The organism is Crocosphaera sp. Alani8 (assembly GCF_038442745.1).
Lineage (GTDB): Bacteria > Cyanobacteriota > Cyanobacteriia > Cyanobacteriales > Microcystaceae > Crocosphaera.
On record NZ_JARVCN010000116.1, the window covers coordinates 1 to 9,752 of the forward strand.

General features: G+C 37.2%; 11 protein-coding genes and 1 pseudogene. 6 read left to right on the plus strand and 6 right to left on the minus strand.

Translation table 11 applies throughout. From position 1 onward, the window contains the following. Positions 1 to 63: 63 nt before the first annotated feature. Positions 64 to 696, plus strand: a pseudogene (locus tag P9B04_RS08285) (tetratricopeptide repeat protein); the annotation flags it as partial. 149 nt (positions 697 to 845) lie between these two features. Here P9B04_RS08285 and kaiC read toward each other — a convergent pair. From kaiC to P9B04_RS08315, 6 genes are all read right to left on the minus strand, one after another. Continuing rightward, entirely contained in the window at positions 846 to 2,405 is a 1,560-nt protein-coding gene (gene kaiC / locus P9B04_RS08290; protein ID WP_342054519.1) for a circadian clock protein KaiC, read from the minus strand. An 88-nt stretch (positions 2,406 to 2,493) separates the two neighbouring features. Beyond that, a complete protein-coding gene (gene kaiB, locus P9B04_RS08295; RefSeq protein WP_342054520.1) occupies positions 2,494 to 2,808 on the minus strand; it encodes a circadian clock protein KaiB in 315 nt (104 codons plus the stop codon). 100 nt (positions 2,809 to 2,908) lie between these two features. Then, positions 2,909 to 3,814, minus strand: a complete 906-nt coding sequence (locus tag P9B04_RS08300; protein WP_342054521.1) for a circadian clock protein KaiA — start codon at positions 3,812 to 3,814, stop codon at positions 2,909 to 2,911. A 161-nt stretch (positions 3,815 to 3,975) separates the two neighbouring features. Beyond that, positions 3,976 to 4,893 carry a serine aminopeptidase domain-containing protein gene (locus P9B04_RS08305; RefSeq protein ID WP_342054522.1) on the minus strand — a complete coding sequence of 306 codons (918 nt, stop codon included), beginning with the start codon at positions 4,891 to 4,893 and terminating at the stop codon, positions 3,976 to 3,978. 16 nt (positions 4,894 to 4,909) lie between these two features. Then, complete coding sequence (purN, locus tag P9B04_RS08310; RefSeq protein ID WP_342054523.1) at positions 4,910 to 5,548, minus strand: phosphoribosylglycinamide formyltransferase; 639 nt, start codon at positions 5,546 to 5,548, stop codon at positions 4,910 to 4,912. Positions 5,549 to 5,656: 108 nt separating this feature from the next. Beyond that, complete coding sequence (locus P9B04_RS08315) at positions 5,657 to 6,772, minus strand: aromatic ring-hydroxylating dioxygenase subunit alpha (protein ID WP_342054524.1); 1,116 nt, start codon at positions 6,770 to 6,772, stop codon at positions 5,657 to 5,659. Between the two features lie 105 nt (positions 6,773 to 6,877). Here P9B04_RS08315 and P9B04_RS08320 point away from each other — a divergent pair, with 105 nt between their 5' ends. From P9B04_RS08320 to P9B04_RS08340, 5 genes are all read left to right on the plus strand, one after another. Next, positions 6,878 to 7,339 (plus strand): hypothetical protein, encoded by a 462-nt coding sequence (locus P9B04_RS08320; RefSeq protein ID WP_342054525.1) that lies wholly within the window; start codon positions 6,878 to 6,880, stop codon positions 7,337 to 7,339. A 9-nt stretch (positions 7,340 to 7,348) separates the two neighbouring features. Next, positions 7,349 to 7,825, plus strand: a complete 477-nt coding sequence (gene scpB / locus P9B04_RS08325; protein ID WP_342054526.1) for an SMC-Scp complex subunit ScpB — start codon at positions 7,349 to 7,351, stop codon at positions 7,823 to 7,825. An 83-nt stretch (positions 7,826 to 7,908) separates the two neighbouring features. Further along, positions 7,909 to 8,268 (plus strand): DUF760 domain-containing protein, encoded by a 360-nt coding sequence (locus tag P9B04_RS08330; RefSeq protein WP_342054527.1) that lies wholly within the window; start codon positions 7,909 to 7,911, stop codon positions 8,266 to 8,268. A gap of 327 nt (positions 8,269 to 8,595) precedes the next feature. Continuing rightward, complete coding sequence (locus P9B04_RS08335) at positions 8,596 to 8,934, plus strand: hypothetical protein (RefSeq protein WP_342054528.1); 339 nt, start codon at positions 8,596 to 8,598, stop codon at positions 8,932 to 8,934. Between the two features lie 145 nt (positions 8,935 to 9,079). Further along, the gene (locus tag P9B04_RS08340) at positions 9,080 to 9,733 is read left to right on the plus strand and encodes a hypothetical protein (RefSeq protein WP_342054529.1); all 654 of its coding nucleotides are present in this window, start codon (positions 9,080 to 9,082) and stop codon (positions 9,731 to 9,733) included. The last annotated feature ends 19 nt before the right edge of the window (positions 9,734 to 9,752 follow it).

A 9,752-nucleotide genomic window follows, 5' to 3' on the forward strand; every position in this document is an offset into this window, starting at 1 on the left:
TCTTTGAAGTAAATTGTACCACAACCACGCTTCAACTGAAACCGTTAGAACCAGCAACAATCTTTAACCATTTCTAGAGAGATAGGGAATAGACAAGGAGAAGGCATTTCTTTAGGCAATTTAGGCAATGCTTATCAATCATTAGGAGAGTATCAAACCGCCATTGACTACCATCAACAATCTTTAACCATTTCTAGAGAGATAGGGGATAGACAAGGAGAAGGCATTTCTTTAGGCAATTTAGGCAATGCTTATGATTCATTAGGAGAGTATCAAACCGCCATCGACTACCATCAACAATCTTTAACCATTTCTAGAGAGATAGGGAATAGACAAGGAGAAGGCATTTCTTTAGGCAATTTAGGCAATGCTTACAAAAATTTAGGAGAGTATCAAACCGCCATTGACTACTATCAACAATCTTTAACCATTGCTGAAGACATCGGCGCAATTTATTCAGTAGCAAATGCTTACTATAATCTTGGTCTTATTTACGGAAAACTCAACCGTAACCAAGAAGCGATTCAATCTTATCATTATGCCCGTGAATTATATCAAAGAATGGGTTTAGGTTCCGATGTTGAAGACTGTGATAATCAAATTAATACCTTATCTTCTTCTCAGCGTTTATCAATTTTGCAAGGAATTAAACAGATTTTACAACGCTTTTTACAATGGTTGCGATCGCTTTTTTAAAGTAGGGTGGTCAAACAATATTGGTTGGTTAATAAAATTATCTGTTGAGACAGGGATGGGAAAGAGTGGGAAAAGAAAACATTATATATTGCTTAATTCTTCCCACACTCCCCACACTCCCCACACTCCCTAACTTTCTCAACCCTCAATTAGTCTTCTGTTTTATCTTTTACCCCGCGAACAATACGAGATAATTCGCTTTTCTCATCCACAGTAATACGACTGGGAGAACCACTAATAATCCGTTCGTAGTTACGGAAAGAATCTTGAATAATGGGGCCATCTTGATTGATCATGTATTCCCTGATGCCTTTATCGTGCCAAGAACCCCTCATTTTAAAGACATTAATTGCCCGAGACATTTCCCCACGAATTTCTACATATTGCAACATCAAAATGGTGTCAGTGATGGTAGAAATATGGGACTCAGTAATAGAATGGGCCCCCATAAATTGATCGGTGGTGTTGGTAAAAAACCCTGTAATTTCTTCTTGTTTGGCGTATCCTGTAACCCCAATTACAAATTGACGAAACGCATTATTAGTAACACCCCTAGCCAATGCTGATAAAGAATCAATAGCAATTCGACCGGGTTTAAATTCAGAAATTTCTGATTTAATAATTTGTAAATGGTCTTCTAAACCGGCAGATTCTGGATAGGTACATAATAATTTTAACAATCCTTTTTCTTCCATTTCTTCAAAGTCAATGCCCCAAGAAAAAGCATTACGAGATAATTGGGCGCGAGACTCTTCGTAGGCGAATAAAATTGCCCTTTCTTTTTGGCGGCAACCCTCTTCTAAAAATTTACTCACCAGTAAAGTTTTACCGGTTCCGGTTGCCCCAGTAGCAAGAATAATGGAGTCTTTAAAGAATCCACCTCCACACATTTGATCCAAGGTTTTAACACCGGAGGAAATTCGCGCATTGGACGATCGCTGTGTCAATCTCATTGCCCCCAATGGGAAGATATTGATACCATCGTTGGTGATGGTAAAAGGGTATTCTCCTTTCATGTGGGTTGTTCCCCGTAACTTGAGAATTTCGATAGTACGGCGACGACGTTCCCCTTCTAAAACATTGCGCACGATAATCACATTATCTGAGACAAATTCTTCTACTCCAAAACGGGCAATTTGTCCGTATTCTTCTACTCTTTCTGTGGTTAAGATGGATGTAACTCCTAACTGTTTGAGACGGGCAACGAGGCGAAATATTTCCCGTCTCACCACAGAGGCTGCGTCGTATTGCTGAAACACCGCAGTAACCGAGTCAATAGAGACTAACTTGGCTTTGTACTTATAGATGGCGTATTGTATCCGTTCGATTAAAGCCGATAAATCAAAACTTCCTACCACTTCTTGCCCTTCGGGATCGGGGGAAGCATCTAAAATAAATAATTGACCTTCATCGATTAGTTTTTGTAAGTCCCAACCAAAACTATAGGCATTTTCGATGATGTCGTGGGGGGATTCTTCAAAGGTAACAAAAAGCCCAGGATAATCAAAATACTTGATGCCATGATAAAGGAATTGTACCGCAAAAAGGGTTTTTCCTGTTCCCGATGTTCCACTGGCCAAGGTGGTTCTTCCTAGAGGTAAACCTCCGTGGGTAATCTCGTCCAATCCTTCGATCATTGTCCGAATTTTACGGACACCTTTAGGGGCTAATTTTTGCGATTGATTTTCACTAGGAAGGGGTTGGTTCATGACTTATTTATGATCGTTATGTAATTAAAAGTATTAAAGTTTATGGAATCTTAAAGGGGAATTTTAAAAAGTGTATTTCGTTAACTATTTAGGGATCTTTTTCCCTTTCCCTAATCTCTTCGTAAAGAAGATCCAGACCAATTAAAACTTTTTCTCGATCAGAAAGGTCTCCGATGATTTTACGCACGGGTGGGGGGAGAATTTTGGCTAGGGTTGGTGTTGCCAAAATTTTATCTTCTTCAGCTAGTTGTGGATTTTTCAACACATCGATAACTTTTAAAGCATAAACCCCCTTAAACTCGTCTTCAAGAATGTTTTTTAATGTTTTTAAGGCCCGCACAGAGTTAGGGGTATTACCAGCGACGTAGAGTTTGAGAACATAGGTCTTTTTGAAATCAATCATGGTCACACATCAAGAAAAATCATCAGAAAAATATCGAAGGTTGACATAACAATAAAACAATAAGAGTTATCTTAGTAGCATTTTATAATCTTTGACCACTTTAATCGATTTGATTTAATAAATCAAAAAGTAAATCCCCTCTAGGAATACAACGACGATACATTTCCCCTAAATGAGCTAAAATATCAATAATGGTTAGGCGATAATCCTGCAAAATTTCTTCGCTACGTCCTTCCAATTTGAGTTGCTGAGAAAACTCGTCCATTAATTCCATGTGCATTTCTAAGACACGGGACACAGATATATCCGCAAAAAAAGCTTGATTAACAAATTGATCAATGGCCTGATTTATTTCCGTATTTTCACCAAAATAATTCAAAATTATCTCCCGATAATTGGTCATTAATTCTTTTAGCAATACTTGTTTATCTTCTGGGGAAAGATTTCGGTAAAAATACTGAGGGTTTCGTTTATAATAAACCCCCAAATAGCCTAATCTTTCTTTTAGTTTTTCTGCTAAACGACGCTGTTGTAAGAGTAAAAGACTCTGATTATTTTCCGTATTCGTATCTTGTTCAGAAGACAGGGGGCGATCGGTAATAAAACAACTTGGCCCTAAATGTAAAAACTTAGTAATTGCTCGATCGATGATCATTTGAATGTCATCTAATTCTGTTGTCCTGTGATGCACCTCGGCACTGTGGTACAAAAAAGTAGGTGATTCTACATTAGACACAGCTGTGGATTGCTCGTCCTTTTCCTGAAGAATAACAACCGGCAAAAGGGTTCCTTGTTCATAGAGTTTGTTAAACAATGGCAGAATAGAGGGTTCTTCTAGAACAATTAAGCAATCTATTGTTTCGCTATAATCCCCCAAAAAAGGAATTAAGTTCTTGAGTTGATCGATGATATGTAGGTGATAGCGATCGTCACTCAGATGATTGGTCAATAACTGAGTGAGAGATTTATCACTACTACAAAGACAAATTGATAATCGCGTTTGCAAGGGTCTGTGGATAGATAAACACAAATAGTGAGAGTTAAACTCCTCTATAAAAAGTTAGCATAAAAATCTGTCGTTTGTTATTATTGGGGTAAAATGTTATTGTCATAGAAACATTATTCTTTAATGTTGATCCAGAAGATAGGCAGAAATTCTCTAGACAATTAATCGAGTCCGTGGATAACTAATTCATAATAGTCTTGGTGAATATCTTCTAAAGCTTGGTATAGTCCGTCTGAATGTATCCATCCGACAAACCCGGCATACAAACATTCTTGTTGCTCATTGACCACAAAAATATGAAGGATATTTAAGGGATTTTTCCACAACTTAATAGAGATTCCTCTTTCAAAATTTAGGTAAGATTTGGCTTTTCCAAAGTCCTTAGAATGACCATCGGTCATCCCAGGAATAAATTGTAATCTCTCGATTAAAACTGTAGAAAAATCTTTTTCAAATAGGGCGGGAGTTGGAGAGGTTTTCCAGAATTTTTGAATAACATCTACTAGGATAGGATGATTTTTTAATTGACTATGGGAAATATTGGGTAAACAAACAAAATGACTGTAGGATAATTTGGTAGATGAAACGGGAATGGTGCCATCGCTGCCGTTATCCGTATTACCTGCAATGACCAATGTTGGCACAATTTTTGTGATTCTATCTGCTTTTAAACGGCGGTTTGTTCCTAAGTCGGAAGCAATACCAACTCCAATGGATAATGGGTCAATAATTCTTGCTAAATCTGCCCCACCAACGGGAGAAGCAATCAAGACGAAAGAGTGTATTTTTTCCCACCATTGAGGGTTTTTATTCAGCACTTCGATCCAAATTAATCCTCCCATAGAATGACCAATAATTCGCCAAGGAGTTTGGGGATATTTTTCGTCGATTTCTTCTGCTTTTTTGGTTACTTTTTCAATTAAGGGTTCAATGGTTAACCAAGTTTTTAACCATCCCAAATTAGGACTAATAACCATCGTCTTATCGTTGGCTAATTTGGTGGCAAGTTGATTTATTTCTTCATTGGTATCAGCCCATCCGTGTTGAGCAAAAAGAATATATTCTGGACAAGCATTCATAGTTAATTAAGTGATTTTAAGGGTATAATTTAGACGCTAAGGCAATGCCCAAGGGAAAAATTTTATGTTCTTGTATCTGGATTCTATTGTGTAAGGTCTCTGGGGTATCGTTGGCTAAAATAGGAACTGCAGCTTGTAACAAAATAGGTCCGCTATCTACTTCCAAACTAGCAAGGTGAACAGTACATCCTGTAATTTTAACACCTGCTTGTAATGCCTGTTCTACTGCTTTAATTCCTTTAAAACTAGGCAATAAACTGGGATGAATATTAATCACATGGTTGGGGAATGCTTCTAACAAGACAGGGGTTACAATTCTCATCCAACCTGCCATGATGACCCAATCAATTTGATAAGATTTAAACAGGTCCACAATGGCTTGATCTAAGTCTTCTCGCTGCTTAAATTCTCGATGGTTAAGTAGTTTGGATTCAATGTTGAAAGCACTCGCTTTATCTTTAACTGTGGCTTGGGGATTATTATAAATTAAAAGGGGGATTGTGGCGTTTAATTGTTTTTTATTGATAGCTTCAGCGATCGCACTAAAGTTTGTTCCACTTCCTGATGCTAATACACCTAATTTTAATGGACTTTCTAATTTCAGGTCTTCGCTAGATAATTGAGGAGAAATAAAATTAGGCGTAACATTTTCCATATTTGGGTATTATTTTTAATCGGTTCATCGTCATTACTATACCATTGTTGTTGATCTAATTTTGCTCTTGATGTACATTTCTCAATAATCTAATCATGGAATAATGATTTATCTGATAGAGTTCTCTTCACTTTTCTGTTTGTTTGTCTTTTCATCCAAATCCAAGGTGAATTTTTTAACAAAAGCAGAAATATCTTTTGTTGCTACTTGTTTTTTGATCATTTTTTGAACAGCGGGAATAGTAGCATTAACCTCATAGGTTGGCTTTCTTAATAGTTTCTCATAAGCTTGTTGTTCTTGTTCGATCATAGTGATATCCTGTTTAACTAATCCGTCTAACATGGTTTGTGCTGCACCATAAAGTTTATCTTTGATAAACTGTCTAAACCATTGCGGTAATTTATGTAACCGCCAAAAGGCATTTAAAGAAGTAAAGTGAACCAGATATGCTTTAGTATGAGTTAAGCTGATGGGAGAAAATAAACAATAGATAGTAAAGTCTTTTCCTAAAGTAGATTGCCAATGAGGATAACAATAATTCACCATCAAGGACTCAGAATGTAGAGACCGAAGTCTAGGAAAAAATAACTGAAATATTGACCAAATTTTATCAATTTTATAATAACTTTTGGCTTCGTAAACTCCTTTAACTTCATTCTCAGTAGTAATCAACTTTTTTAATTTTGCGTCTGTCCAAGCTTGATAGTCTTCATGAAGATGACCATGATACATATCCATTAAATTTTCGATTAGGAAAGAAAAGTGAGCCTGACAATCGATAACAGAAACCGTACTAATATAATTAAGATGTTCCCATTCCCCAATACTCATAGGTTGAATATTCTCTGATTTAAGTAGCTCTTTATCTCCTAAAAAAATCCAGATAAAGCCATCACTTTCTTGCACAGGATAACTATAAATTTTTCCTTGAGGTAAAGCTTGATTTTCTAATAAGTAAGGAATCAAAGTACAGCTTCCTTCTCCATTAAATTTCCAACCATGATAAGCGCATTCTAAAGAGTTTTCTACTACTTTCCCATCGCTCAGTTTAACCTGACGATGGGGACAACGATTATCTAATCCATAAATCTTTCCCGTACTATCTCGATAAAGCACAATTGAACGGTACCACAACTTAACCTCTACGGGTTTGGTCGTAATTTCTCTGCTTTGTGCTACCACATACCAATGATTTAAATTAATTTCGCAGGTTCTAAGATCCATAATAAAACTATTACTCAAAAAGCTTGCTAAAAGTAGTAAATTTTATAAAAAAAGAAGCTCATAAACTTTCATCTATGGTAGTATACCATCTAAACAAAAACAGCCATGACAAAAGATTGGATAACGGTCAACGGGACTATAAGCAAAGGTCATCGGGTTGCTTCAGGAATGACAAAACATAGTCCTTATCCTCAAGGGACTATTAAGATGCAAACTCCTTTCTTTAAAGAATTAGGATTAGATATTTCTTGTTTTTATGAGGGAACTTTAAACGTCAAAATTAGTCCTTATAGATTTAGACTATATAATCCCCAACATACCTTTGAATTTGTTAAATGGAATCCTGACTCACCAGCAGAAACTTTTTCTTTTTCCTTTTGTCAGGTTATTTACGATCAAACTAAGTGTACTGGACTAGTTTATTATCCCCATCCTGCAACCAAACCGAACCATTTTCAAGACGACTCAACCCTAGAAATTTTGACTCAATTCCTTGATTTTATTGGATATGACCACCCCATAAAACTCAATCTCAACCCCACCGAAATCGATATTTTCTCCGATTAAAAATAGAAGATGATGAAACTAGCAACGAAAATAGAGGCTATCCTCTATCTTAAAGCCCAACCCCTAACTTTAACGGATATTGCTCAATGTGCTGAGTGTGAAGTGGACATAGCACAAGAAGCGATGATGGAATTGATTTCTGATTATGCTTATCGTGACAGTGCTTTAGAGGTGGTGGAAACAGAAACCGGTTATAGTCTACAGTTGCGTTCCGTTTTTGACGATCTTACTGACAACATTATTCCAGCAGAACTAGGAAAAGGAACCCTGAGAACCCTCGCAGCCATTGCGCTGAAGAATCCTATTGTTCAAACAGAGTTAATTGAACTTAGGGGAAGTACCGCCTATCAGCACGTCCAAGAATTAGTAGAGATGGGTTTTGTCCGTAAACGTCGCCAAGAAACTGGAAGATCATATTTATTAGAAGTGACCACAAAATTTCATCAATATTTTGAGATTGACCAGTTTCCCCAATCTACAGATTAATTTTTAGCGATTTTTCTCCGTAGGGTTTATAGTGGGAAGTATATAACAGTGGAACATAAGTCAACCCCAATTTTGGAGTTCTAATGGTATTCAACTTTGATTTTTTCGCTTCTGAACCAGAAGAACAAGATCCTAACACCCTAATTCAATATTTACAACAACAACATCCTGACACACTTTCTCGCATCGCTCAATCTGCTAGTCCTGAGATTCAACAAATTATTACGCAAAATGTACAAGGTCTAGTGGGGATGCTTCCATCGGAAGATTTCAACATTCAAGTTACCACGGACCGAGAAAATTTAGCCAATCTTCTCGCCTCGGCCATGATGACAGGGTATTTCCTCAGTCAAATGGAACAAAGGAAAAACCTCGAAGCTAATTTAGACGGCGTTGATTCCATCTCCCCAAATCAATCCCATGACCAAACAGACAAAGATTAAAGGTGAGGGATATACCACATCAGAGGGGCAAGTGAGTCGTTATCGATATCTCTTGCCCCTCTGAGTTTTAGTCAGGATTTAACCTAACCTCCTTTAGCAAAGCTCCCCATTACCAAGGCAGATAATAAAATTCCTGGGCTTAGTAAAGCAATAAGCAATAGTAGTTGATCGACAGTCATAGTATGCTTCTAAATCGTTATAAGTTCTTCTGTCACGCTAACGTATTTTCACGTAAATTTTCCCTATTTAACTAATTTTTAATACCACTTACTAAAATGTATATAGTAATATCGATAAAGTTATCAGTTTAATAACAAACATAAACAAATGTTAACAAGAGTAATTAAAAGTAAACAAGTCATTTCTTTAATGACCAGTTTACAGACTCCATTTTGGCTTACCTTAGCCGAAGCTGCCACCGTTAACCTAGACAGTGATAACAACGTTACCAGTATTGATGATTTACAAATCATTGAGGAAGGGCTAGAAATTCCTGGGGAGGAGTTTTATTTTCCGGTCACAAGTAACTATCGAATAGAATTTTTGTACGGTTCCTTTCGGGAGATTGTTGGTTACCCCAGTCAACCTGGCTTTGATGGAAACAAGATTGTCGCTAGTTCCTGGAAAGGAATGCAGGTAGACCGAATTAACCGCTTGTTGGAATAGGAATAAAAGTTATGCATAGATATTTTAGCCCTTTCGCCCGATTGTCCACACTCTACGCAAAACTATAATTGTGAGTTAAACTCTTATATAAAAATGCACAATTTATTAATCATAAAACTAAACACTAACAACAATCATTTACATTATGAAACCCAGTCTCTTTAAATTTGCCTTAATTGTGGGGAATGTGTTGGCAGCGGCTCAGCCCACTATCGCCGCAACTTTTGATTTAAACGACCTAATACTTGACGGACCTGGAGCAACCTTAACGGACGATGGTATAACTGTAACCTATGAAGTATTTACCGCAGGAACAGCAGACTATCGGGATTCAATTTTGTTCCAAGGTGGAATTCCCCTTGCTTTGACCAGCCGACCAACTAATGGTGGTAATGCTTTTGATAGCCAAGGTAACCTAATTGTCAATGGCGCTCTACCCTCTGTCGTAAATATCCAGAACTATACTGTTTTGACCTTTCGCTGGGATACCACAGTAACTTTTGTTGAGGGGTTTGATATTAATGACTTTGACTTTGACCATAGTCCCCTGCCCGGAAGTGGCTTTCACGATGCGGCTGCAGTGATTGGAGAAAGAAGCAACAGAAGCTTTTTCAATGTCAAAACTTCTAATTTTGGTAGTGGGCTAGAAAGTTATACTGCTAACTTAACTGCTAACCCAACAAACATCGTCGATAGTAGTGCGGACGAACTTCCTTTTTTTCTGAACAGTGTCAACTCTCTTGAAGCCTATCGTAACAACGATCATAAGTACCTAAGCAAAATTAATTGTATAGTTTGAGCCAAAGTGTTTGAGAATA